This window comes from Halomonas eurihalina, assembly GCF_008274785.1.
Lineage (GTDB): Bacteria > Pseudomonadota > Gammaproteobacteria > Pseudomonadales > Halomonadaceae > Halomonas > Halomonas eurihalina.
The window spans coordinates 76,358-100,604 of record NZ_VTPU01000005.1 but is presented as its reverse complement, the minus strand read 5'-3'; the positions used below and the strand labels follow the sequence as shown (position 1 = coordinate 100,604).

Annotated in this window: 23 protein-coding genes; 19 read left to right on the top strand and 4 right to left on the bottom strand. The window is 64.9% G+C overall.

Annotated elements, in window-relative coordinates:
- Window positions 1-493 precede the first annotated feature (493 nt).
- From FZZ93_RS06770 to FZZ93_RS06745, 6 genes are all read left to right on the top strand, one after another.
- Complete coding sequence (locus FZZ93_RS06770) at window positions 494-1,453, top strand: hydroxymethylglutaryl-CoA lyase (RefSeq protein ID WP_149321568.1); 960 nt, start codon at window positions 494-496, stop codon at window positions 1,451-1,453.
- A gap of 2 nt (window positions 1,454-1,455) precedes the next feature.
- Window positions 1,456-2,661 carry a CaiB/BaiF CoA transferase family protein gene (locus FZZ93_RS06765; RefSeq protein WP_149321567.1) on the top strand — a complete coding sequence of 402 codons (1,206 nt, stop codon included), beginning with the start codon at window positions 1,456-1,458 and terminating at the stop codon, window positions 2,659-2,661.
- Window positions 2,662-2,701: 40 nt separating this feature from the next.
- Complete coding sequence (locus FZZ93_RS06760) at window positions 2,702-3,700, top strand: Bug family tripartite tricarboxylate transporter substrate binding protein (RefSeq protein ID WP_149321566.1); 999 nt, start codon at window positions 2,702-2,704, stop codon at window positions 3,698-3,700.
- Complete coding sequence (locus tag FZZ93_RS06755; RefSeq protein ID WP_149321565.1) at window positions 3,697-4,161, top strand: tripartite tricarboxylate transporter TctB family protein; 465 nt, start codon at window positions 3,697-3,699, stop codon at window positions 4,159-4,161. Before FZZ93_RS06760 ends, FZZ93_RS06755 begins: the two co-directional genes overlap by 4 nt.
- Window positions 4,162-4,170: 9 nt before the next feature.
- Window positions 4,171-5,667, top strand: coding sequence for a tripartite tricarboxylate transporter permease (locus FZZ93_RS06750; RefSeq protein ID WP_149321564.1), 1,497 nt, complete (start codon window positions 4,171-4,173; stop codon window positions 5,665-5,667).
- Window positions 5,668-5,740: 73 nt separating this feature from the next.
- A complete protein-coding gene (locus tag FZZ93_RS06745) occupies window positions 5,741-7,078 on the top strand; it encodes a deoxyguanosinetriphosphate triphosphohydrolase (RefSeq protein ID WP_149321563.1) in 1,338 nt (445 codons plus the stop codon).
- 12 nt (window positions 7,079-7,090) lie between these two features.
- On the opposite strand, the gene FZZ93_RS06740 is transcribed toward FZZ93_RS06745, so the two are convergent.
- On the bottom strand, window positions 7,091-7,900 hold the full coding sequence (locus tag FZZ93_RS06740) for an ATP-grasp domain-containing protein (RefSeq protein ID WP_149321562.1): 810 nt from the start codon (window positions 7,898-7,900) through the stop codon (window positions 7,091-7,093).
- A gap of 103 nt (window positions 7,901-8,003) precedes the next feature.
- Between FZZ93_RS06740 and FZZ93_RS06735 the strand changes: the two genes are divergently transcribed.
- Window positions 8,004-8,735, top strand: a complete 732-nt coding sequence (locus FZZ93_RS06735; RefSeq protein WP_246146134.1) for a ribonuclease T2 family protein — start codon at window positions 8,004-8,006, stop codon at window positions 8,733-8,735.
- Here the strand turns inward: FZZ93_RS06735 and FZZ93_RS06730 are convergent.
- A complete protein-coding gene (locus FZZ93_RS06730) occupies window positions 8,713-9,618 on the bottom strand; it encodes a nuclease-related domain-containing protein (RefSeq protein ID WP_149321560.1) in 906 nt (301 codons plus the stop codon). The genes FZZ93_RS06735 and FZZ93_RS06730 overlap by 23 nt on opposite strands.
- Before the next feature lie 96 nt (window positions 9,619-9,714).
- Here FZZ93_RS06730 and FZZ93_RS06725 point away from each other — a divergent pair, with 96 nt between their 5' ends.
- On the top strand, window positions 9,715-10,572 hold the full coding sequence (locus FZZ93_RS06725; RefSeq protein WP_246146133.1) for an NAD-dependent protein deacetylase: 858 nt from the start codon (window positions 9,715-9,717) through the stop codon (window positions 10,570-10,572).
- 182 nt (window positions 10,573-10,754) lie between these two features.
- Here FZZ93_RS06725 and FZZ93_RS06720 read toward each other — a convergent pair whose 3' ends face one another.
- Together FZZ93_RS06720 and FZZ93_RS06715 are read right to left on the bottom strand one after the other, a co-directional pair.
- Window positions 10,755-11,129, bottom strand: coding sequence for a translation initiation factor Sui1 (locus FZZ93_RS06720; RefSeq protein WP_149321558.1), 375 nt, complete (start codon window positions 11,127-11,129; stop codon window positions 10,755-10,757).
- A 56-nt stretch (window positions 11,130-11,185) separates the two neighbouring features.
- Window positions 11,186-12,391, bottom strand: coding sequence for an alpha-hydroxy acid oxidase (locus FZZ93_RS06715; protein ID WP_149321557.1), 1,206 nt, complete (start codon window positions 12,389-12,391; stop codon window positions 11,186-11,188).
- 134 nt (window positions 12,392-12,525) lie between these two features.
- On the opposite strand from FZZ93_RS06715, the gene FZZ93_RS06710 reads away from it, so the two are divergent.
- The 11 genes from FZZ93_RS06710 to uxuA all read left to right on the top strand — a co-directional run bounded on the left by FZZ93_RS06710 (window position 12,526) and on the right by uxuA (window position 24,243).
- Entirely contained in the window at window positions 12,526-13,266 is a 741-nt protein-coding gene (locus FZZ93_RS06710) for a GntR family transcriptional regulator (protein ID WP_149321556.1), read from the top strand.
- A gap of 73 nt (window positions 13,267-13,339) precedes the next feature.
- Window positions 13,340-14,308 carry a C4-dicarboxylate TRAP transporter substrate-binding protein gene (locus FZZ93_RS06705; RefSeq protein ID WP_149321555.1) on the top strand — a complete coding sequence of 323 codons (969 nt, stop codon included), beginning with the start codon at window positions 13,340-13,342 and terminating at the stop codon, window positions 14,306-14,308.
- 121 nt (window positions 14,309-14,429) lie between these two features.
- The gene (locus FZZ93_RS06700) at window positions 14,430-14,921 is read left to right on the top strand and encodes a TRAP transporter small permease (RefSeq protein WP_149321554.1); all 492 of its coding nucleotides are present in this window, start codon (window positions 14,430-14,432) and stop codon (window positions 14,919-14,921) included.
- Complete coding sequence (locus FZZ93_RS06695) at window positions 14,918-16,207, top strand: TRAP transporter large permease (protein ID WP_149321553.1); 1,290 nt, start codon at window positions 14,918-14,920, stop codon at window positions 16,205-16,207. Before FZZ93_RS06700 ends, FZZ93_RS06695 begins: the two co-directional genes overlap by 4 nt.
- Before the next feature lie 89 nt (window positions 16,208-16,296).
- Entirely contained in the window at window positions 16,297-17,508 is a 1,212-nt protein-coding gene (manD, locus tag FZZ93_RS06690; protein WP_149321552.1) for a D-mannonate dehydratase ManD, read from the top strand.
- Between the two features lie 12 nt (window positions 17,509-17,520).
- Window positions 17,521-18,543: a Zn-dependent oxidoreductase gene (locus tag FZZ93_RS06685; RefSeq protein WP_149321551.1), complete on the top strand. Its 1,023-nt coding sequence runs from the start codon at window positions 17,521-17,523 to the stop codon at window positions 18,541-18,543.
- Window positions 18,544-18,612: 69 nt separating this feature from the next.
- Entirely contained in the window at window positions 18,613-19,581 is a 969-nt protein-coding gene (locus FZZ93_RS06680; protein WP_149321550.1) for a TRAP transporter substrate-binding protein, read from the top strand.
- Between the two features lie 75 nt (window positions 19,582-19,656).
- Window positions 19,657-20,241 carry a TRAP transporter small permease gene (locus FZZ93_RS06675; RefSeq protein ID WP_149321549.1) on the top strand — a complete coding sequence of 195 codons (585 nt, stop codon included), beginning with the start codon at window positions 19,657-19,659 and terminating at the stop codon, window positions 20,239-20,241.
- A complete protein-coding gene (locus tag FZZ93_RS06670; RefSeq protein ID WP_149321548.1) occupies window positions 20,241-21,521 on the top strand; it encodes a TRAP transporter large permease in 1,281 nt (426 codons plus the stop codon). The genes FZZ93_RS06675 and FZZ93_RS06670 overlap by 1 nt, the downstream gene beginning before the upstream one ends.
- 31 nt (window positions 21,522-21,552) lie before the next feature.
- Window positions 21,553-23,043 (top strand): mannitol dehydrogenase family protein, encoded by a 1,491-nt coding sequence (locus FZZ93_RS06665; protein WP_149321547.1) that lies wholly within the window; start codon window positions 21,553-21,555, stop codon window positions 23,041-23,043.
- 15 nt (window positions 23,044-23,058) lie between these two features.
- The gene (uxuA, locus tag FZZ93_RS06660) at window positions 23,059-24,243 is read left to right on the top strand and encodes a mannonate dehydratase (protein ID WP_149321546.1); all 1,185 of its coding nucleotides are present in this window, start codon (window positions 23,059-23,061) and stop codon (window positions 24,241-24,243) included.
- Window positions 24,244-24,247: the final 4 nt, after the last annotated feature.

Here is a 24,247-nt window from a genome sequence, read left to right as displayed (position 1 = left end):
GTGCCTTGTGATGATGAGCGAACCGTTCCAGGTGCCGGGCGCAGGAAGCCGTGCGGCGATGCGTTGATCGCCGCCGCTAGCGGAGAACGGCGCTCGCTTAGATAAGGAAACGTCGATGGGCGCACGACATTGATGATTTATTCTGTCGATATCGCCTTTGGCAGGGAATTCTATGGCAGATGCTTAGCGAGCGAAATGCTCAGGTGGCGATACGTCAGAAGGTGGCGCGATCCTGTAAGGCAGGCGCCGCTTAAATGTCTGCGCGTGTAAATCGCGGCGTTACTCGGTGCTCGAAAGCTCGCCTAACATTGTGTTATGCCTCGCTTCCTGTGCTCCGGGCGCCTTGCGCTATACGACGCTCGCCGATTTATGCAGCGCTTCCTGCTCCTGAGTCCAGACGGTTCATCAACAAAAGGCGAATGTGAGCCGGCCGATCCGGTGCCTATAGTGGGGGCGTTGAGCCCCGCGGGGCATTCGCCGACAGGAGCCCGCCATGTTTGCCACCGCCAGCACCGAGCGCTTGCCGCGACGGGTGCAGGTCACCGAGGTCGGGCCACGCGATGGGCTGCAGAACGAGCCGGTGATCTTGAGCACCGCCGAGAAGCTCGAGCTGATCCATGCCTTGCTGGATGCCGGCGTGACGGCCTTCGAGCTGACCTCCTTCGTCAGCCCCAGGGCGGTGCCGGCGCTGGCCGATGCCGATGAATTGGCGGCCGCACTGCGCGATCGCCGGGACGTGCATCTCTCGGCGCTGGTGCCCAATCCGCGTGGTGCCGAGCGGGCATTGGCCGCCGGTGTCGATGCCGTGGTGCTTTTCGTCTCGGCCTCGGAGACGCACAACGCCAAGAACGTCAATCGCTCGGTGGCGGCGTCGCTGGAAGGTTTCGAGGCGGTGGCCAGAACGCTGGAAGGCAGCGGCATCGAGCTGCGCGGCGCGATCGCCACCAGCTTCGGTTGTCCCTTCGAGGGCGACGTGACGGTGAGCGATGTCGGGCGCATCACCCAGCGCTTCGCCTCGCTCGGTGTTCGTCATGTCTCGCTCGGCGACACCACCGGCATGGCCACGCCGCCGTTGGTTACCGAGCGCATACGGCATCTGCGCGAGGTGGCGCCGGAGATCGTGCCGACCCTGCATTTTCACAATACCCGGGGCATCGGGCTGGCCAATGTCATGCAAGGGCTGGCGCTGGGCGTGGATCGCTATGAAAGCGCCATCGGCGGGCTGGGCGGCTGCCCCTTCGCGCCCGGCGCCTCGGGCAATATCGCCAGCGAGGACCTGGTCTATCTGCTCGACGAGATGGGCATCGACACCGGCCTCGATCTCGAGGGCATGATCGAGGCCGCCAGGGTTGCCACGCGCCTGATGGGGCGCTCCTTGCCGGCCCAGGTGTCCAGGGCCGGACCACGCCTGGCACTCAGTGACTGTGCCGCCGTTCCCACCGCGAGAGGATGAAGATGCCGGATACGCCGCCCCACGCCGAGGGCGCCCTGCAGGGCATTCGCGTCATCGACCTGACCCGGGTGATCTCCGGGCCGTTCTGCACCCAGATGCTCGGCGACCACGGGGCCGAGGTGATCAAGATCGAGCCGCCCGGGCGCGGCGATATCGTGCGTTCCCAGGGCAACATGGTGAACGGCTTCAGCTGGTATTTCGCCCAGTTCAATCGCAACAAGCGCTCGCTGACGCTGGACCTGCGCCAGGAGGAGGGCAAAGCGATTCTGATACGCCTGCTGGAAGATGCCGACGTGCTGGTGGAAAACTTCCGTCCTGGCGTCATGGGCAAGATGGGCCTCGATGACGCCACGCTGCGCGAACGCTTCCCGCACCTGGTGGTCGGGCGCATCAACGGCTTCGGCTCCACGGGACCCTATCGAGACCGACCCGCCTACGATTTCATCGCCCAGGCGATGAGCGGCTTCATGGGCGTCAACGGTCCGGCCGATGGCGAGCCAATGCGTGCCGCGCCGCCAATCAGCGACATGGTGGCCAGCCAGAACCTGGCCTTCGGCATCAGCGCGGCGCTGGTGCGACGCGAGCGCACCGGGCAGGGCGAGATCGTCGAGACGGCGCTGACCAACGGCCTGATCAGCATGATGGGCTACCTGGCGGCGGAGTACTTCGCCACCGGCGAGGTGCCCCAGCGCACCGGCAATGATCACCCCATGCTCTATCCTTACGGCCTGTTCCAGGCCAGCGACGGCGAGGTGGCCATCGCGCCCAGCAACGACATCATGGTCGAGCGTTTCCTCGGCGCCCTGGACATGCGCTCGCTGCTGGATGACGAACGCTTCGCCGACAATCGACGCCGAATGGCCAACCGCGAGGCGTTGCGCGAGAGCCTGAACCGGGTGATCGAGCGGCACAGCGTGGCGGAATGGATCGCCCACCTCAACGAGGCCGGCGTGCCCTGCGGTCGTGTCCAGAACCTGCGCGAAACCTTCGAGGATCCCCAGGTCCAGGCCCAGCAGATGGCGCTGGAGCTCGACCAGGGCGAGCATGGCAAGGTGCCCACCACCGGTTTTCCGGTGAAGATGAGCGAAGCGCCCGCGGCGCTGCATCATCCCGTGCCAGGGCTTGGCGAGCATAGCGAGGCCATACTCGCTGAGCTGGGGCTGAGCGACGCGGAACTCGCGGAGTTACGGAAAAAGGGCGTCACCTAGCAGTCAAGTCACGATCGATACAACAAGACGGAGCGACGATATGCCGATTTCGACCCACAAGACGTTACGAAGCCTTGGCGCTTCGGCTTTGCTGGGCCTTGGACTGGCGGTCAGCCTGCCGAGCCAGGCGCTGCCCATCGACGAATGCATCGCGCCTGCCGATCCCGGGGGCGGCTGGGACTTCACCTGCCGTTCGGTGGGCAAGCTGATGCGCGAACTGGAGCTGGTGGATGGCAGCGTCCAGGTCACCAACATGCCAGGTGGCGTCGGCGCCGTGGCGTTTTCCAACGTGGCCGGCAAGCGGGCCGACGACAGCAATCTGATGGTGGCTACCAGCACGGTCGGAGTGACCCAGATCGCCCAGGGGCGGTATCCGGGCGGCGCCGATACCATGCGCTGGCTGGCTATGCTGGGCACCGACGTGGGCGTCATCCTGGTCGATGACGAGAGCCCCTACGAGACCCTCGACCAGTTGCTCGAGGCCATCGTCGACGATCCGGCCTCGGTGGCCATGGCCGGCTCCAGCGGTGCCGGTGGCTGGGACCATATTCGCGCCCTGCGGCTGGCCAAGGCGGCCGGGCTGCCCGGAAACCAGATCGGAGCGCTGCGCTGGGTACAGTTCGATGGCGGAGGGCCCGCCGTGACCCAGATGATGGGCGGACACGTAGATGCAGTGTCCACTGACCTCGGCGAGATCGCCGGCTTTATCGAGTCTGGTGATGTCCGCGTCCTGGCCGTGCTTTCCGAGGAGCCGTTGCCCGAGCCGTTCGAGGACCTGCCGACGGCCGTATCCCAGGGCTATGACGTGACCGGCTACAACTGGCGCGGCTTCTATACCGGCGGCGAGGTGTCGGACGAAGATTACGCCACCATGGTCGATACCTTGAAGACTCTCTACGAGAGCGACGAATGGAAGGACGTCGCGGCGCAGAACGGCCTGGTGCCGCTGTGGCGGGGTGGCGAGGAATTCAACGACTTCGTGCGTGAATCGATCGATGACGTCGAGGCCATTTCCCGGGAGATCGGAGTCATTCAGTGAGTGCAGAGGCATTGAGCGACCATGCCGCTCTCGGTGACCGCATCGCCGGGGCGGTACTCGCTGCGCTGGCGCTGGGGGCCTGGTGGCATGCAGGCAGCTTCGTTACCGGCTTCATGCAGCCGGTGGGGCCGGGCGTCTTCCCGCGGCTGGTCAGCGTGCCGCTGGGGCTCCTGGCGCTCTACCTGATCGTTCGCCCCGGCCTCAATCATCGCTGGCCGGGTGCGGCGGCGCTGTGTCGCCAGCTCGGCGTGCTGCTATTGCTGGGGGCCTATGCCGCCTTTCTCGAACCCTGGGGCTTCGTGCCTTCGACCCTGGTGGCAACCGTGGTGCTGATGCGCCTGTTCGGAGCGCGCTGGCGCCAGGCCTTGCCGTACGGTGTGCTGCTGGGGCTGTCGCTCTACGTGCTGTTCGAGTTCGCCCTGGGCATCCCCTTGCCCGACATGCCCGGCCTGAGTGTGTAGCGTTCCGATATGGAAATTCTCGATTTTCTCGCCCATGGCTTCGCGGTGGCGTTGCAGCCCGAGCATCTGCTGCTGGCGCTGATCGGTTGCACTATCGGCACCCTGATTGGCGCCCTGCCGGGACTCGGGCCGGTCAACGGCGTGGCACTGCTGATTCCGCTAGCCTTCAACTTCGGCCTGGCGCCCACCGCGGCGCTGATTCTGCTGGTCAGTGTCTATTACGGCTGCATGTACGGCGGGCGGATCAGTTCCATCGTGCTCAATATCCCCGGTGACGAGCCGGCGATGATGACGACCCTGGATGGCTATCCGATGGCTCGCGCCGGCCGTGGCGGCGAGGCCCTGGGGCTCTCCGCCGTGGCATCTTTCGTCGGTGCGACTGTGGCCACCATCGGTCTGACGCTGTTCGCGCCCCTGCTGGTGCAGGTGGCGATCCGCTTTGGCCCCGCCGAGTACTTTGCGCTGTTCGTGCTGGCCTTCGCCACCATCGGCGGGGTGACCAGCGGCAGCTTCACCAAGAGCTTCATCGCTGCCTGCCTGGGCCTGCTGCTGGGCACTGTGGGGATCGATCCGGTGTCGAGCGTGGCGCGCTATACCTTCGGCTGGTACGAGCTTTACGATGGGATCGATTACATCGTTGCCCTGGTCGGCCTGTTCGCGGTCTCCGAGTGCCTGCTGTTTCTCGAGCGCGACCGTGACAAGGCCACCGCCTCGCTGCGCATCGGCTCGGCGATTCCGGGCATGCGGAGATCGCTCGCGTGCGCCTCGACCATCGGGCGGGGCTCGGTGATCGGCTTCATCTCCGGCGTGCTGCCTGGTGCCGGGGCCTCGCTCGGCAGCTTTCTTTCCTATGTGCTGGAGAAGCGCTGGTGGGGTGCCAAGGGCAAGTTCGGCGAGGGCGACCCGCGTGGCGTGGCGGCGCCGGAAGCGGGCAACAACGCCGCCGCCGGCGGTGCCTTGATTCCCATGCTCTCGCTGGGCATTCCCGGCAGCGGTACCACGGCGATTCTGCTGGCGCTGTTGCTGTCGATGAACATCACGCCGGGCCCGCTGCTCTTCGAGCAACAGCCGGACATGGTCTGGGGGCTGGTGGCGGCGCTGTTCATCGGCAACGTCATGTTGCTGGTGTTGAACATCCCGCTGGTGGGCCTGTTCGCCAAGGTGCTCCAGGCGCCGTCATGGTTTTTGATGCCGGTAGTGACGCTGGTGGCGTTCGTCGGCATCTATTCGCTCAACAACAGTCCCTTCGACCTGTACATGATGCTGGCCTTCGGGGTGCTCGGCTATGTGCTGCGCAAACTCGATATTCCCACGGTGCCGGTGGTGCTCGGCTTGCTGCTGGGTGGTCAGATGGAGTTCAACCTGCGGCGCGCCATGTCTATCTCCAGCGGCGACTGGAGCATTCTGTGGAGCAGCGGCATCTCGATCGGCATCTATCTGTTCGCCGTCACCTTGCTGATCGCCGGGCTGGTTTATGCGCTGCTGATCAGCAAACGGCTGAAATAAGCGAAAAAGCGCGGTGGATGGCTGGGCGAGCCGGGGTCCCGGTGCCAGAATGGAAACCTCAAGGAGGTCGCCCATGACGCAGATGACCTGGGAACGCCTGCTCGATCCGGCCCGCCTGCACGATGAGCGCGGTGTGGCACGGGGCGAGATCGGCCGCAGCCCGTTTCACAAGGACCACGACCGGATCGTCTTCTCCGGTTCCTTTCGCCGCCTGGGCCGCAAGACCCAGGTGCATCCCCTGACTGACAACGACCATATCCACACCCGCCTGACACACTCCCTGGAGGTCGGCTGCGTGGGTCGCTCGCTCGGCATGAGCGTCGGTGAGGAGCTGCGACATCGCCTGCCGGCTGATATCACGCCGGCGGATCTTGGCGTGATCGTCCAGGCCGCCTGCCTGGGCCACGATATCGGCAACCCGCCCTTCGGGCATGCCGGCGAATATGCCATCCGCGACTGGTTCAAGCGCGCCGAGGCCGATGGCAGCGGCCTGCTCGATGGCCTCTCGGATATGGAACGCGAAGACCTGCTGACCTACGAGGGCAACGCCCAAGGGTTTCGTATCGTCACCCAGATCGAGTACAACCAGTTCCGCGGCGGCATGCGGCTGACCGGCGCGACCCTGGGCACGCTGCTCAAGTATCCCTGGACAGTGGCCCACGGCGGTACTGCCGGCAAGTTCGGCTGCTACCAGAGCGAGTTGGCGCTGTTGCAGGAGGTCGCCGAACGCCTGGGGCTGCTGCCCCAGGGCGAGAACCGTTGGTGCCGCCATCCGCTGGCCTGGCTGGTGGAGGCCGCCGACGACATCTGTTACGCCCTGCTCGATCTCGAGGACGGCCTGGAAATGGGTATCCTGCGTTTCGAGGAAGTGGCCGAGGTGCTGACCCAAATCGCCGGCGGCGAGCCCCCGGATTACGCCACCATGCAAAGCGAGGGCGTCTCCCAGCGTCGGCGCATCGCCGCCCTGCGTGGAGCGGCCATGGAACAGGCGGTCAACGAAGTGGCCAAGGTCTTCGTCCAGCACGAGAGCGAGTTGCTGAACGGTACCCTGCGTCATGACCTGCTGGAGCTCTGTCACCCGGATCTGGACTGGGGCGTCAAGTCGGCCAAGGATCTGGCGCGCAAGCGTATCTTCCGCAACGAGCGCAAGGCCAAGCTGGAGATCGGTGCCTACACGACGCTTGGCATCCTGCTCGAGGCCTTCATCGGCGCCGCCCACGAGCTGCACCATACCGGCCATTCCAACTTCAAGCACCAGCGGGTGCTGGCACTGATCGGCGAGAACACGCCTCTGCCGTCATGGACGCTCTACGACAGCTACCGGCGCATGCTCGATTTCATCGGCGGCATGACCGATCACTACGCCGTCGATCTGGCCCAGGAGATGGGCGGGCGCCTGCGGGGGGATTGAGTCGACGCGAGTTTATGCCGTGAGGCGTAACGGCGGTTCGCCATCCGGATCCCGGTCGTCGTCATGGGCGCCCAGCACGCGCATGACGGCGGCGCCGATGCGCTTGCTGCTGTCGGCGATGCCCTGATTGCCGAACAGCCGGTTGAACTCGAGCACATAAGGATGACCGTCGACCATGGCGATATCGAAGCCTGCATGGTCGATACCCAGCTCCCGGGCGAGGCGCCGGGCCAGGTCGATGGCGGCCTCGGGAATGGCCGTGCGCTCGATGCTGCCGCCCTGGCTGACGTTGGCGCGATAGCCGCCGAGGGGCGTCACCCGCCAGTAGGCGGCGATCAGCTCACCGCCGACGAGCACGATGCGCAGGTCGCGGTCGATGGGCAAGCGCTGTTGGGCGTAGAGCACCGTCTCCTCGGCGACATGCGCCATCAGCTCCTGACGGGACGCGATCAGGCGTACGCCCTCGCCCATCGAGCTCTTGATGCGCTTGGCGATGAAGGGATAGCCGAAGCGGGCCTCAACCTTTGCCAGAGAGGTCGGCGAGGTGCCGAGGATCTCGGTGGGCGGCACATGCTCGGGAACCAGCGCCAGGAAGGCGCGGGTCTGCTCGACCTTGTCATGACCGAGATGGTAGCTGGCCGGACTCGGGAAGATGCGCGCGCCGAGGCCATAGAGCAGACTGTTGACCTGCCAGTACTCGGGAAACAATAGCCAGTCGGCCTGGCGGATTTCCTCGATATGGTCGAACATGCGCTCGGGTTTTATATAGCGCACACCGGGAATTCCCAAGGTGCGGAAAACATCGAATGTGATGAGTTTCATGGATGCGAAGTCACTAACTCCTGCGAAGCGAGCGGATTATTGTCCGCCGGGACGGTTCTGGCAAGCGCTTCTGTCGGTACTGCTGTTGGGAATGTGGTTGGGAATGCTACTGTTCGGCGCTTCGCCGGCCAGGGCCGAGGTGCCGTCGATCGAGGCGAAAAGCTTCGACCACTACACCCTGGCGCTGACCTGGCACCCCGGTTTCTGCGCCAGTCGCTCCCGGCCACCCCGGGAATGTCGCGATCCGGGGTTACGGCGTGGCACCGAGGAGGGTTTCGTGCTGCACGGACTCTGGCCCTCGCTGCCACAGCGGTTGCGCGAGCGTGGCGTCGAGCGCCGGCGCTGGTGGCGTCAGGGTTGTTTCATCGAGCGTCCGCGTCCGGATGGTGGTTTCTGTCGTCATCCTTCCCTCGAATTGTCCGATGAGCTGGCGCGGGAGCTGGATGGCGTCATGCCGGGACGCGCTAGTTGCCTGGGGCGCTATCAGTACGCCAAGCATGCGGCCTGTCTGGATGTGACGGCGGAAGACCTGTTCGACACCTCGGTGGCCTTGGTGGAGGCCGTCAATGCCAGTGCCTTCACCGACTTCCTGGTGATCCATCGCGGCGGCGAGGTGAGGCGCAACGCCTTGATCGAGGCCTTCGAGGCGGCGTTCGGGAAGGGGACGGGCCGGGCTCTGCGGCTGGAGTGCGCGGGGCGCGGCAATCGGCTGCTGACCGAGGTGCGGATCGGCATCGCGGCTCGGTCGCTGGAGAGCTTCCCCGCCGCGGACAGCCTGGTGCGTCTGGATCGCGGCGATTGCGCCACGCGCGTCAGGATAGCGGCGTTCGATTGAGCGCGGCCTCGGTGACGCGCTTGCGCAGGGCGCGAATCACGGCATCGTGGGTGGCGGTATCGAGTTCGCCGGGATGTTGCTGCGGCAGCTGATCCGCCAGGCCTTCTCCGCTGACCACCAGCAGATCGCTGGATGCGGCCGCATCCTCGATGCGCCAGCCCGGCAGGACCAGCACGCCCTGTACCGGTACCGCCTGACCCACCTCGCGTTCCAGCCAGCTCGCCAGCCAGCGTACGGCCCGCCGTGTTTCGCGCAGGGGGCGGCGCTCCTTCCAGCCGGGAAAGCGCAGCCGCTCGCTTTCCACGACGACGACATTGCGTTCCTCGCCCGAGGGCAGCACGGCTGGTGTGCGGGCGCGCGTCTCGATGGCGAAGACGCCGTGGGGGGTCACGGCCACGTGATCCAGGGTGTCTGCGCCGCTGGGGACGTCATGGAAGACATAGTAGGGATGTGCTTCTGGACGGATCAGGCGCGCGAGTTCCTGGCCCACGGCCAGTTCGCAGGCCAGGCCCAGCTTGAGGCGGCGAATGCGCTGGAAATCACGGATCAGGCGCAGGCAGAAGACCAGCACCAGCAAAGTGGAAAGGGCGCCGTAAATGCCCCATTCCAGCCAGTTCTGCTGACGGGCGAATATCATGCGCCCCATGCCGTAGACCAACGGCACCAGGGTGATGATGGGACCCAGGGCGCCGTTGAGAAACAGGCTGGCGAAGGCGCGGTCGAGACGATCGCGCAGTGACTGGCCCGGTTCGCGCAGGCGGTGGGCGTCGAAGGGGGAGCTGACCCGGGCATCATGCAGGTTGCGCAGGGCCACCACGATCACCGCGGTCGCCACCAGGGGGAACAGAAAGATCAGTGGAAGTAAATATTCCAGCCAGGCCATCGGGAATCCTTGCCCGTGGGGAAAACTTGATCATTCTAGACAATCTTGCCCCTCCAAGGCCATGCTCGAGGCTTGATGGGCAATCGGGGAGGCGGCATGACGCATGAGGAGATCGAGGCACTGGCGGCGTTCATGACGCGCACGCCGGGATTGGCGGTACTGACCGGTGCCGGCGTCAGCACGGCCAGCGGCATTCCCGACTACCGCGACGATGAGGGCGACTGGAAGCGTTCGCCGCCCATGCAGCATCAGATGTTCATGGACAGCCATGCCGCCCGCCAGCGTTACTGGGCGCGGGCCCTGGTCGGTTTTCGCGCCCTGCACGAGGCGCGTCCCAATCCAGCGCACCGAGCCCTGGCCGAACTCGAGGCGAGGGGACTCGTGACGGGCGTGATCACCCAGAATGTCGACGGCCTGCACCGGCGAGCCGGTTCCCGGCGAGTGATCGATCTGCATGGCCGGGCCGACGTGGTGCGTTGCATGGCGTGTGACGCGCGTCGCATGCGTCACGACCTGCATGACGAGCTGGGTGAACTCAATCCCGATTGGCTCGAACTGGGCGCCAGCGTCGGCCCGGACGGGGACGCCGACCTGGAGCGCGATTTCTCCGACTTTCGCGTTCCCTCATGCCAGCGATGCGGCGACGGGATCTGGAAACCGGACGTAGTGTTCTTCGGCGACAGCGTACCCCGGGACACCGTGACAGAGGCTTTCTCCCTGCTGGACGAATGCCGGGGCTTGCTGGTGGTGGGATCCTCGCTGATGGTCTATTCCGGGTATCGCTTCGCCCGGCGGGCGGCTCGCGACAACAAGCCGATGGCCTGTCTCAACCTGGGCCGCACCCGGGCCGACGACCTGTTCGACCTCAAGGTGACAGCCAGCGCCGAAACCGGGCTGACGGCGCTGGCCGAGGCGCTGGAGGAAATGGCGCCTCGACCAGCCAGCCAGGCCTGATCCGGAAAGTCGACAACCCCGACACGTTTTCGACTCCTGGGAAGCGCTGATTTATGTCGCGAGCAACGAGAGGCTGGCCGCCGCCGGAACGCAGAAACCGGAGTTTACATGTCCGTAAATGAGGATTTTGAGTACCGCCGGCGGCCAGGATATCGAGCGCAGCAATAAATCAGTGTTTCCCACTAGCCGCCAGCCAGCTTGACCTTGTAGCCGCGTTGCTCCAGCTCTCCCTTGAGCACCTCGCGCTGGTCGCCCTGGATCTCGATCACGCCATCCTTGAGCGCGCCGCCGGTGCCGCAGCGTTTCTTCAGCGCCTTGGCCAGCGCCTTGAGTTCCTCGGTCTTGAGCGGTACGCCTTCGACCAGGGTCACGCCCTTGCCCTTGCGGCCCTTAGTCTCGCGGCGCAGACGCACGATGCCGTCCAGCGTCGCCAGGCGTTCTTCCTCGGCCGCCGCGGCGCAGCGGCAATCGTCCAGCGGCTGTCGGCAGTCGGGGCAGGTATCGCCGTGTTCGGTGGAATACACCAGACCGCCTAGCTGGTCCTGAAGGGATGCCATGTCGGGCTCCTGTTGGGAACGAAACTCACGAACCATGATATCTCAAGGGCGGCGGGTCAATCGGGCTCTCCTGACTTCCCGTTCGGGGCGTGGCACTTCACGAGGTGGGACGCGTCGAGCTCGGCGAGCCGTGTCTCGCCCAACAGGCCGAGCGTGCGGTCGATTTCCCGGCGAAGGATGTCCAGGGCATGCTCAACGCCAGGCTGTCCGCCCGCCGCCAGGCCATACAGGGTGGCGCGCCCCAGCCAGACGGCATCGGCGCCCAGCGCCAGTGCCTTGACGACGTCCGTGCCCCGGCGAAAGCCGCTGTCGATGAAGAGCTGGCAGCGCTTGCCCACCCGGCGCCTGGCTTCGGGCAGCACATCCATCGGGGAGAGGGCGTGGTCGAGCTGTCGCCCGCCATGGTTGGAGAGCACGATGCCGTCGATGCCCGAGGCGGCGGCCTGGGCTGTTTCCTCCGGCGACAGGAGGCCCTTGACGATCAGCTTGCCCTGCCAGATGTCGCGCAGCCAGGCGATGTCGTCCCAGTTCAGGGTCGGGTCCAGCTGCTGGCCGATGATGGCCGAGGCGCCCTGCACGGACTGCTGGCCGGGAGGCAGCAGGTCGTCGAGGTTCTTGAAGGTGGGCGGGCCATCCGGGATCAGGACGTCGGCGATCCAGCGCGGACGCGAGCAGAGGTGCAGCAGGTTTCGCCAGTTGGGCTGCATGGGCCGGCGAAAGTTGCGCAGGTCCCATTCGCGATTGCCATAGATCGCGCTGTCCGTGGTGATCACAATGGTCTCGTAGCCCGCAGCATGGCAGCGCTCGACCAGCTTTCTGACATAGTCGCGGTCGCGGTAGAAGTAGATCTGCATCCAGGCCCGGAGCCCCTCGAGGGCGGCGATATCTTCCAGCGATGTCGTCGCGACGTTGCTCAACACGAAGGGGATGTCCTGTCGTGATGCCGCCGCTGCTAGCTTGAGATCCCCATCGCGCGTCAGCATGCCGTTGTAACCGGTAGGCCCGATGACCAGAGGCATGGCATGGCGCTGGCCGAGTAGCGTCGTCGACAGGTGTCGGGCGTCGACCCGAGTCAGGGTCCGGGGATGAAACAGATAGTCGTCGAACACTGCGCGGTTGCGATGCAGCGTCCGCTCGTCATCGGCACCGCCTTGCAGGTACTCGAACACGACGTTGGGCAGCCGCCGCTGTGCGATTCGTTCCAGGTCGGCGATGTTGAGTGCCCGGCGGTAGTCGGTACCGGAGTAGAGACGGCGTTTCACGGGCTCCTCCAGCGATCGATAGTCATACTAAGGTCTAGGTCGGGAGTGCTTTCGATCTTTACACCATACTACCATACTAGTCATCAGATAGGCGTGGAGTCGCATCCGCGCCGATGGAATCAGGGGCAAAACGCATGTACTCGACATTGCAAGCGCTATGGCAGGAAACTCGCGACAGCGATTCGGTTCGCCAACGCCTCCATGAGGTGCTGCGCCAGTCGATCATTCGCATGGAGCTGGCGCCGGGGCAGGCGCTGTCGGAAAAGGAGCTCGCCGAGACCTTTGGGGTGAGCCGCCAACCGGTTCGTGAAGCCTTCATTCGGCTGTCAGAGGCGGGACTCGTCGAGGTGCGTCCGCAGCGTGGCACCTTCGTGGTCAAGATCTCGCAGCAGGCGGTGCTCGAGGCACGCTTCGTTCGCGAGGCAGTGGAAGTGGCCGTGGCTCGCGAGGCCGCCAGCCGCGGGTTGGCGCCGCCGGTACTCGCCGAGTTGCGCGAGTTGATCGAGCGCCAGCATCGCTGCAGCGAACCGGCCGATCACGACCGTTTCTTCCTGCTCGACGAGAGCTTCCATCGCACCCTGTCGCTGGGCATCGGCCAGCAGGCCGCCTGGAAGGTGACCGAAGAGGTCAAGGCGCAGCTCGATCGGGTGCGCTACCTGAGCGTTCCCGAAAGCACGCCCATCGACAAATTGATCGAGCAGCACGCGGCCATCATCGATGCCATCGAATGGCGCGATGCCGACGCTGCGGCGGAGGCCATGCGCATCCACCAGTCCGAGATACTGCAGTCCCTGCCCGAACTGGTGCGTCGCTTTCCCGAGATGTTTCAGGAGGCGACAACCTCATCCCGAGCCGACCGCACGGTACTGGGCTAGCCCCGAGGATTCCGCAAACCGTGACGGCATCTGGCTTTCGCTCACACTCCAACAAGACACGCCAGGAGAAAGCATGAAAACAACACTGACCCTTTCCATTGCGGCGCTGACGTTGGCAAGCAACCTTGCCTATGCCAACTACGAACTGAATCTATCCACTTCCCTGGGTAGCCAGGACCCCATCGTCAAGGCCCTGGAGCATGCCAAGCAAGAGATAGAGGAGCGCTCCGAGGGTGAGCTGCGGATCAATGTGTTTCCCAGCAGTCAGTTGGGTTCCGATGAGGATGTGGTCGAGCAGATCCGCAGTGGGGCCAATATCGGCATTCTCATCGACGCGGGCCGCCTGTCGGAGTACCAGCCCGAGTTGGGCATCCTGACCGCGCCTTACCTGGTCGAGGATTACACCCAGTACGAGGCCATCACCGGTACCGATCTGTATCAAGGCTGGGTGGAGAACCTGGCCGACAACAGTGGTCTGCGGTTGTTGAACTACAACTGGTTCCAGGGAACGCGGCAGATAATGACCCAGGCCCCGGTCGAGACCCCGGAAGACCTGAAGGGGGTGCGCATGCGCACCATCAATACTCCGGTCTGGCTCAAGACGATCGAGGCCATGGGCGCTACACCCACGTCGCTGCCCTGGTCCGAGGTGTATTCGGCACTGCAGCTCGGCTCGATCGATGCGGCCGAGGCTCAGTTGACCGCCGCCGATGGCCAGCGCCTGCAGGAGGTCGTCAAGTACGTTGGCCTGACCCACCATATCCAGCTGATGACGGGGGTTGCCACTTCGGATCAGTGGTACCAGTCGCTGCCCGATGAGCTGCGCACCATTCTCGGCGAAGAGCTCAAGGCCGCCGGTGACGAGGCGAGCCAAGCGACCGCAGAGGCAGAGAAGGCCGTGCGCGAGAAAATGGAACAGGAAGGCGTGACCTTCACTGAACTGGATACCGAGCCATTCCGCGAACGGGTCGATGTCGTCTACAAGGCACTCGGTTATGACGAGTATCGCGACGAACTGGTTTCCGCCATCGACGATGAGTGACGATCGCTGAGTTCACTCTCTTGCAGATCCGGTAATCGCAACGCGAAAGGGGCGGCCTCTTGCCGGCCCCTTCCTATCACCCAGGTACGAGCGAGCCGCTTTCTCGGCTCGAGGAGGTGCCATGTGGCGCTGGTTCGATAGAACCGAAGACTGTCTGGCCATCGTTCTGCTCGGGATGACCTCGCTTGCCATCCTGGCCAGTGCCGCCATGCGGGCGATTGGGCAACCTTTCCCCGGTGGGGCTGAACTGGCGCAGTTCCTGTTTATCTGGACGGCGGTGCTGGGGGCGGATATCACCCTGCGGCGGGGTGGCCAGGTGCGTATTGATGCGCTCACCGTGCGCCTTCCGCTTCCCATGCTGCGCTTGGTGACTGTCATTTGTCTGTTGTTGATGCTGGGCTTTCTGGCCCTGCTGGTGTGGTATGGCTTCCCGCTGGCGCTCTCGAACTGGCAGCGGCCCTTGGGCGTGGCCGGGCTGAGTTACGGCTATGTCACTCTCGCCTTACCGGTAGGCGCTGCGCTGATGTTCGTCTCGCTGATTCGCCGTGTGCTCGACAAGGGCATTCTGAAGAGTCTCGATCCCGACGATGATGTCGTGGAGGAAACCCTATGATAGCTGCCCTGCTGCTCGGCGTCGGTCTGCTGTTGATGGCCATTGGCATGCCTGTCGCCTTTGCGATCGGTATCGCCGGCTTTCTCTATTTCCTGATGCCCGAGACGTTCCTGCCGGTGAGCATCGGCCCTCAGCGCATCGTTTCGGCGACCCAGTCGTTCCCGTTGCTGGCCGTGCCGCTGTTCATCTTCATCGGCCATCTGATGAATGCTAGCGGTATCACGCCACGGCTACTGCGCCTGTCGACCCTGTTGGCGGGCTGGATGAGCGGTGGTCTGGCCCAGGCCAGCCTGGTGTTGAGTACCCTGATGGGCGGCGTCTCGGGCTCGGCGGTGGCCGATGCCGCCATGCAGTCCCGGGTGCTCGGCCAGGGCATGATCAAGGGTGGCTATACACCGGGTTTTGCCGGGGCCGTACTCTCCATTGGTGGTCTGATCACCGCCACCATCCCGCCGAGCATCGGTCTGATCCTCTACGGCTATCTCGGCGAAGTATCGATTGGGCGGCTGTTCATCGCCGGGATTGTGCCCGGTGTGCTGCTGATGGTCGCCCTGATGATCACCACCGGTATCATGGCCAAAAAGCGTGGCTATGCGCCGGTCCAGGCGCGGCCGCCACGTTTCCGCGAGGTACTGAGCGCCGCCCGCGGCAGCATCTGGGCGCTGCTGTTTCCGGTGTGGTTGCTGGTGGGGATTCGCTATGGCCTGTTCACGCCCTCCGAGGCTGGGGCCTTCGCGGTGGTCTACGCCTTGGTGGTGGGGTGCTTGATCCATCGCGAGATGGGCATCAAGGAGATCATCGAGGCGATGCGCGCCAGCGTCCAGGATATCGGCATGATCATGCTGATCATCATGTTCTCGGGCATCATCGGCTATGTGGTGTCCTTCGAACGAGTGCCCCAGACCATCGCCGAGATGACCCTGGGCGTCTTTGCCAGCCCGACGGCGTTATTGTTGACCCTGGCGGTACTGCTGGTCTTGCTCGGCATGCTGCTTGAGGCGACCGTGGTGGTCATGCTGCTGACCCCCATTCTGGTCCCGGTCGTCACGGCGGCCGGTGTCGATCCCGTGCACTTCGGCCTACTGATGATGACGCTGGTGACCTTCGGCGGCATGACGCCACCGGTGGGCATTTCCATGTACACCGTCTGCGGCATCCTTCGCTGCCCCTTCACCGCCTATAGCCGAGAGATAGTGCCTTTCGCCATCGCCGTCTTCGTGGTGGTGCTCGGCATCATCTTGTTCCCCGATATCGTGCTCTTTCTGCCCAACACCCTGATGGGATGACCTCGTGAGTAGCCCCGACAGGCGTCATGCTGAATCGCGGCAGCCACTCGCTTTTCCCGTTACGACCATGTTTTGGAGACGCAACAGCCATGAAAATCCGCGATGCCTATACCATCGTCACCTCCCCGGGGCGCAATTTCGTCACCCTCAAGATCGTCACCGACGAGGGGATCTACGGCATCGGCGATGCCACCCTCAATGGTCGCGAGATGGCGGTGGTGGCCTACCTCGAGGAGCATGTGATTCCGGCCTTGATCGGCCGTGATCCGCAGCGCATCGAGGATATCTGGCACTACCTGTATCGCGGTGCCTACTGGCGTCGTGGCCCGGTGACCATGAGCGCCATCGGCGCGGTGGACCTGGCGCTGTGGGACATCAAGGCCAAGGCCGCTGGCATGCCGCTGTACCAGCTTCTGGGGGGCAAGAGCCGCGAGCGCGTGATGACCTATGCCCACTGTACCGGCAAGGACATCGATGCCTGTCTCGAGGAGGTCGAAGCGCACGTCAAGCAGGGCTACCGCGCGGTGCGTGTGCAGGCCGGCGTGCCCGGCATCCCCACCATTTATGGGGTTGCCAAGAAGGAGGGCGAGCGCTACGAGCCGGCGGATTCCGACCTGCCTGCCGAACATGTATGGAGCACCGAGAAGTATCTGAATCATGTGCCCAAACTGTTCGCTGCGGTACGCGAGCGCTTCGGCGACGACCTGCATGTGCTGCACGATGTTCACCACCGCCTGACGCCCATCGAGGCGGCTCGCCTGGGCAAGGCGGTGGAGCCCTACCACCTGTTCTGGCTGGAGGACTGCGTGCCGGCCGAGAATCAGGAAGGCTTCCGCCTGATTCGCCAGCACACCACCACCCCGCTGGCGGTAGGCGAGGTGTTCAACTCGATCCACGATTACCGGGAGCTGCTCGAAAATCAGTGGATCGATTATATCCGCACGCCGCTTGCTCACGGTGGCGGCATTACCCACATGCGGCGTGTCGCTGATCTGGCAGGCCTGTATCACGTACGTACCGGCTTCCATGGCCCCACCGACCTGTCGCCGGTGTGCCTGGGAGCGGCGATCCACTTCGACACTTGGGTGCCCAATTTTGGCATTCAGGAGTACATGCCCCACGAGACCGTGACCGACGAGGTCTTTCCCCACGACTACCGCTTCGAAGATGGCCACTTCCTGGTCGGCGAGACGCCCGGACACGGCGTCGACATCGACGAAGCGGCCGCCGCCAAGTATCCCTATCGTCGTGCCAGCCTGCCGGTCAACCGGCTGGAGGACGGCACTCTGTGGCACTGGTAACGAGGTAAGCCGATGCAAGCCTTTCAGGTAAACGCTCCCCAGGACTATCGCCTGGTCGAGACAGAGATTCCCGACGCGGCTCCCGGCGAGGTGCTAGTCAGCGTCGCCTTCGCCGGGATCTGCGGCTCGGACATGCACATCATTCATGGCGATAACGCCTTCGTGCGTTTTCCGCGCATCACCGGCCATGAGTTCGCCGGCGTGGTCGAGTCGGTGGGCGAGGGCGTCGAGGACGTCGCCATTGGCGATCGCGTGTGTATCGACCCGGTGATCAACTGTGGCCACTGCTACCCCTGCCGTATCGGACGCCCCAACGTCTGCACCGCCCTGGAGGTGATCGGCGTGCATCGCAATGGGGGCTTCGAGGAGCGGGTCAACGTGCCGGCCGGCAATGTGCATCGGCTGCCCGAGGAGCTGGGGCTGGATGCCGCGGCGCTGGTGGAGCCCTACACCATTGCCGCCAATGTCCTCGATCGCATGCAGCCGCATCCGGGCGATCGCCTGCTGATCCTCGGCGCCGGGGTGATCGGCCTGACCATCCTGCAGGTGGCCCGAGCCCTGGGCATCGAGGATGTCACCGTCAGCGATGTGATCGATGCTCGCCTGGATACTGCCAGGCAACTGGGTGCCACCCGGACCCTCAATGGGGCGGAGCAGGATGTCGAAGCCGAGATCCAGGCGCTGACCGACGGCGAGGGCATGCCGTTGATCGCCGATGCCGCCTGCGTGCCGGCCCTGCTGCCTCAGATGCTGCGCATGGCCTCGCCGGCGGGGCGTATCGGCCTGCTCGGGTTCACACCCACGCCCAGCGACCTGTCGCAACTGGAAGTTATCAAGAAGGAGCTGACGTTGGTCGGCTCACGGCTCAATAACCGCAAGTTTCCGGAGGTGATCGAACTGATGGCATCCGGGCGACTCGATCCGCTGGCGCTGATCAGTCATCGCTTGCCCTTCGATGACATGCCCGGTGCCATCGAAATGCTCGACCACCATCCCGAAAAGGCCCGCAAGGTGCTGATCCAGATCGGTGCCTGACGGCCATTCATGCTCGCAATCCGCACACTGACCAACAAAACACAACTGCAAGTGCCAGGAGATAACGCCATGATCAAACGACTTTTGACCAGCGCCGTTCTGGGGGCCGCCATCCTCGGCAGCCAGGCCAGCCTCGCCGCTGACTACACGCTGAAGTTCGGCCACCTGGCCAACGATGAGCACATCTGGCATCAGGCTGCCGTCAAGTTCAAGGAGGAGGTCGAGGCCAATTCCGACGGGCAGATCGAGGTCCAGTTGTTTCCCAATGAGCAGCTCGGCGCCGAGATGGATGTCATCAACAGCATCCAGCTGGGTACCGCCGACATGACCATCACCGGCGAGAGCCTGCAGAACTGGGCGCCCAAGGCGGCGATGATGGCCGTGCCCTATGCCTTCCGCGATTCCGCTCACCTGAAGAAGGCCGTGGAAGGCGAGATCGGCGACCAGATCGAGGCCCAGATCACCGAGCGTGCCAATCTGGTGCCGCTGGCCTGGTTCGAACGAGGACCGCGCCAGCTGACCAGCAACCGGCCGATCACCTCGCCCGACGAGTTGGATGGCCTTCGCCTGCGCGTGCCCAATGTGCCGCTGTTCGTCGATACCTGGGAGGCGCTGGGCGCGCGGCCGACTCCGATGGCCTTCAGTGAGGTCTTCACCTCCCTGCAGCAGAACACCATCGAGGGTCAGGAGAACCCGTTGAGCCTGATCGAGAGTGCCAGCTTCGATGAAGTGCAGGATTACGTGAACCTCACCGGTCACGTACGCAGCTGGATCTATGTGGTGATCGGCAAGGACAAGCTGGAAAGCCTGCCGGAGGACCTGCAGCAGGTGGTCCGGGATGCCGCCCAACAGATGCAGTCCTACGAGGCCGGGTTGTTCGAGACGGACCAGAAGCGTCTGCGCGAAAGTCTGGAAGAGCGTGGCATGGAGTTCGTCGAGGTCGACACCGAGGCGTTCGCCGAGAAGGCCCGCCCGGCCGTGCTGGAGGCGCTCAGCGACGAGCAGCGTGAGCTGTACGAAGCCATCCAGGATCTGTGATGCCGATTCCGGGCGAGCCCGCTTGGGTTCGCCCGCTCGCCCATGGGTGCCGCCCAGGCATCATGAGGAGGACGTATGGACCCCAACCACAAGGTGGCCGAGCAGGAGGCGCTCGAGCAGCTGGACCCACTTGCCTCGGTTCCCACCTTTCAGGGCGCCCTGGGGCGGTTGATCAGGTGGGTCGACACTCTGTTCACTGTGCTGGCCGTCCTAGCGCTGGTGGCTATCGCCGGCACGGTGCTGTTGCAGATCGCAGCGCGTCTCTTCCTGCCGTTCAGCATCTCCTGGACCGAGGAGCTGTCGCGCTACCTTTTCATCTACATGGTGGCCCTGTCGGTGGGCGTGGTGCTGCGTCAGCACCGCAACGTCAGCGTGGAGCTCTTCCACCATACGCTGGGGCTCCGCGCCAGGGCGGTCTTTCAGGTGCTGATCTGCCTGCTGATTGCCGGCTTCGCCTGGATGGTGCTGCCCCATGCCTGGCAATACGCCATGAACGGCGCCTGGCAGACGTCCCCGACCTTGAAGGTGCCCATGCTCTACATCTTCTTCTCCACGGTGGTGATGTTCGCGTTGTTGCTGGTCTACGGCGCCATCGGCTTCCTGGAGGGCCTCGTTGCCATCTTTCGCTCACCTGAGCGCCCCGATGCGGAGACGCCGTGATGGAAGTCATCATCCTGTTCAGCACCTTCCTGGTCCTGCTGCTGATCGGCATGCCCATCGCTTTCTCGCTGGGCATCGCCTCGCTGGCCTATCTGCTGTTGGAAGGCATCTCGCTGACCGTCGTGCCGCAGCGCCTGTATGCAGGCATCGATACTTTCGTGCTGCTGTGCATCCCCGGCTTCGTGCTGGCCGGCAACCTGATGAACGTCGGCAACATCACCGAGAACATCGTGCGCTTCTCCAACGCGCTGCTCGGCCATATCCGCGGTGGACTGGGCCTGGCCAATGTCGGTGGCTCGATGATCTTCGGCGGCATCTCCGGAACTGCCGTGGCGGACTCGGCCAGCATCGGCTCGGTCATGATCCCCGGCATGGCCCGGTCCGGCTACGACAAGCCGTTCGCCGCGGCGGTCACCGCCGCCTCTTCCACTGTCGGGCCGATCATTCCGCCCAGCGTGCCGATGATCATCGCCGGCTCGCTCTCCGGGGTCTCGGTGGGTCGCATGTTCCTGGCCGGCGCCATTCCCGGCCTGTTGCTGGGGCTGGCGATGATGGTCACGGTGTATATCCTCGCCGTGCGGCGAGGCTATCCCAAGGAGGCCCGCGTACCCTTCCTGCAGCTGTTGCGCGAGGCCAGGACGGCCTTCTGGGCACTGCTGATGACGGCCATCATCCTCTACGGCATCATCGGCGGTTTCTTCACGCCCACCGAGGCTTCCATCGTCGCCAGCCTCTATGCGCTGGTGGTCGGCATGTATGTCTACAAGGGCCTCACCTGGCGCAAGCTGCCGGCGATTCTCACCGATACCGTCTTCACTTCCGCGGCACTGCTGCTGATGGTGGGACTGGCCAATCTCTTCGGCTGGATCCTGACCAGCGAGCAGATTCCCCAGATGATCGCCGGCCTGATCCTGACGATCAGCGAGAATCCTCTGGTGGTGATCCTGATTCTCAACCTGATCCTGCTGTTCGTCGGCACCTTCATGGAGACCATCGCGGCGCTGATCATCCTCTTCCCGGCGCTGCTCGGCGTGGCCACCGGAGTGGGCATGGACCCGGTGCACTTCGCCGTCATGGCGGTGCTCAACCTGATGATCGGCCTGACCACCCCGCCGGTGGGCGTGTGCCTGTTCGTGGTCTCGGGGATCGGCAAGCTGCCCATGCTGACCGTGGCCCGGGCCATCCTGCCGTTCCTGCTCTGCAACCTGATGGTGCTGCTGCTGGTGGCCTATGTACCGTCCATCTCGCTGTGGCTGCCTGATCTGATTCTCGGCCAGTGAGGCGGGGACACCGACCGACAAGGAGATCCTGATGCAAGACGTCACACGGCTGCCGGCGAGTGTCGGCAGCGGCCGGATCGGCATCGTCCACCTGGGGCTGGGCGCCTTTCACCGCGCCCACCAGGCGGTCTACCTGGAGCGCTATCGCCAGCGCAGCGGTGACGATGCCTGGGGCGTGAGCAGCGCCAACCTGCGGGCCAACGTGGCGCTGGTGGATGCCCTGCGCGAGGCGGGCCATCGCTATCACGTGGCCGAGTACGCCGACAGCGAGCGCGTCACCATCCGCGAAATCGGCGTGATCGAGGAGACGCACTTCACGGGGCGGGACAAGAGCGCCGGTCGTGACGGTGACGGGCACTGGGGGCGCGACCGCGAGGCCCTGCTCGCGCGGCTGGCCTCGCCCGAGACGCGCCTGGTCACCCTGACGGTGACCGAGAAGGGCTATTTCCTGAGTCCGGCCAGCGGCGAGCTGCTCGTCGACGACCCGATGATCGCCGCCGACATCGCCAGCCCCGAGTCGCCGTGCACTGCGCCGGGCCTGCTGGTCGAGGCCCTGTATCGGCGCCGTGATGCCACCTTGCCGCCTTTCACGGTGCTGAGTTGCGATAACATGCCCGACAACGGCAAGCGCACCCGCGACGCCGTGATCCAGCTGGCCGCGCGTCGCGACGCCGAACTGGCGGCCTGGATCGAGCGCGAGGTGGCCTTTCCGTGCAGCATGGTCGATCGCATCGTGCCAGCCATGACCGAGGAAGACTTCGCTCGCCTGGCCGAACTGGGCATCGAGGACTCCAACGCCGTAGTCGGCGAGGCCTTCAGCCAGTGGGTGGTCGAGGACGATTTTCCCCAGGGACGGCCGGCCTGGGAGGCGGACGGTGTGGAGATGGTCGCCGACGTGGCACCCTTCGAGACCATGAAGCTGCGCATGCTCAACGGCAGCCACTCGCTGCTCGCCTACCTGGGCGCCCTGGACGGCATCGAGACGGTAGCCGAGGCGGTGGGCCGAGACGACCTGGTGGCCTTGCTGCGCCGCTACATGCTCGACGAGGCCGCCCCGACCCTGGCCATGCCCGAAGGCACCGACCTTACCGCCTATGCCGAGCAACTGCTCAGGCGTTTCGCCAACGACAGTCTGCGCCATCGCCTGCAGCAGATCGCCATGGACGGCTCCCAGAAGCTGCCCCAGCGCTGGCTGCATGGCGCCCCGGCGCGGCTGGCGGTCGGCGGCGACATATCCTGTACCGCCCTCGGCGTGGCCGCCTGGATCCGTTACACGGCCGGCACCGATCTTGCCGGCCGCTCTCACGCCGTGGACGATCCCCTGGCAGAACGACTGGCGGACCTGCATGCGCGTCATGGCGACGATGTTGCGGCTCTGGTGCCGGCCTTCCTGACCGTGGAGGATGTCTTCCCGCCTCAGTTGGCGGCCGAGCCGCGTTTCGCCGAGGCTGTCATGGCCGCCTACACCACCCTGACGCAACAGGGGCTCGCCGGGGCGCTGGCCGCCCTCGCGCGGGCCTGACCGAGAGGACCTTGCATGGAACACACCTGGCGCTGGTTCGGCCCCGCCGACCCCATCACGCTCGACGAGATTCGCCAGACCGGGGCGACCGGCATCGTCACCGCTCTGCACGAGATCCCCAATGGCGAGACCTGGCCGGTCGAGGCCATCGCTGAACGCCAGCGGATGATCGAAGCGGCCGGCCTCACCTGGTCGGTGGTGGAGAGCGTGCCGGTGCACGAGGCGATCAAGAAGGGCCTGCCGGAGCGCGAGCGGTATATCGCCGCCTACCAGCAAACGCTGCGCAATCTGGCGGCCTGTGGCATCGACGTGGTCTGCTACAACTTCATGCCGGTGCTCGACTGGACGCGCACCGACCTAGCCTGGCGCCTGCCGGATGGCGGACTGGCGCTGCGCTTCGATCAGCTTGCCTTCGCTGCTTTCGACCTCTATCTGCTGGCGCGCCCGGGTGCCGAGGATGAATACAGCGACACCGAACGGGCCGAGGCCCGGGCCTATCTCGACGGCCTCGATGAGGCCGCCTGCGAGCGGTTGGTGAAGACCGTCATCGCTGGGCTGCCCGGCGCCGAGGAACACTACACCCTGGCACGTTTCCGCGAGGTGATCGCCGGCTACGCCGCGATCGATGCCGACGCCCTCCGCGAGCACCTCGGCCACTTTCTCGAGGCGATCGTTCCGGTCGCCGAAGAGGCGGGCGTGCGCATGGCCATTCATCCCGACGATCCGCCGCGGCCGCTGCTCGGCTTGCCGCGGGTGGTGTCCGGCCCGGCGGACATCCAGTGGCTGCTCGAGCGCGTGCCGAGCCCGGCCAACGGCCTGACCCTGTGCACCGGCTCCTATGGCGTTCGCGCCGATCTCGATCTGGTGGAAATGGCCCGTCGCTTCGGGCCGGCGATCCATTTTGCCCATCTGCGCGCCACGCAACGCGACGCGGCGGAGCCCAGGACCTTCCACGAAGCGCATCACCTGGGCGGGGACCTGGACATGGTCGGAGTCGTCCAGGCACTGGTCGACGAAGAGCGGCGACGCGAGCGGGATGGCGGTTCGCGCCTGCCGCTGCGCCCCGATCATGGCCACCACATCCTCGATGACCAGCAGCGCGACACGGCACCGGGTTATCCGCTCTACGGGCGTCTCAAGGGGTTGGCGGAGCTGCGTGGCGTAGAGGCCGCGATTCGTCGCTTATCTCTGTCGCGTTGATCAT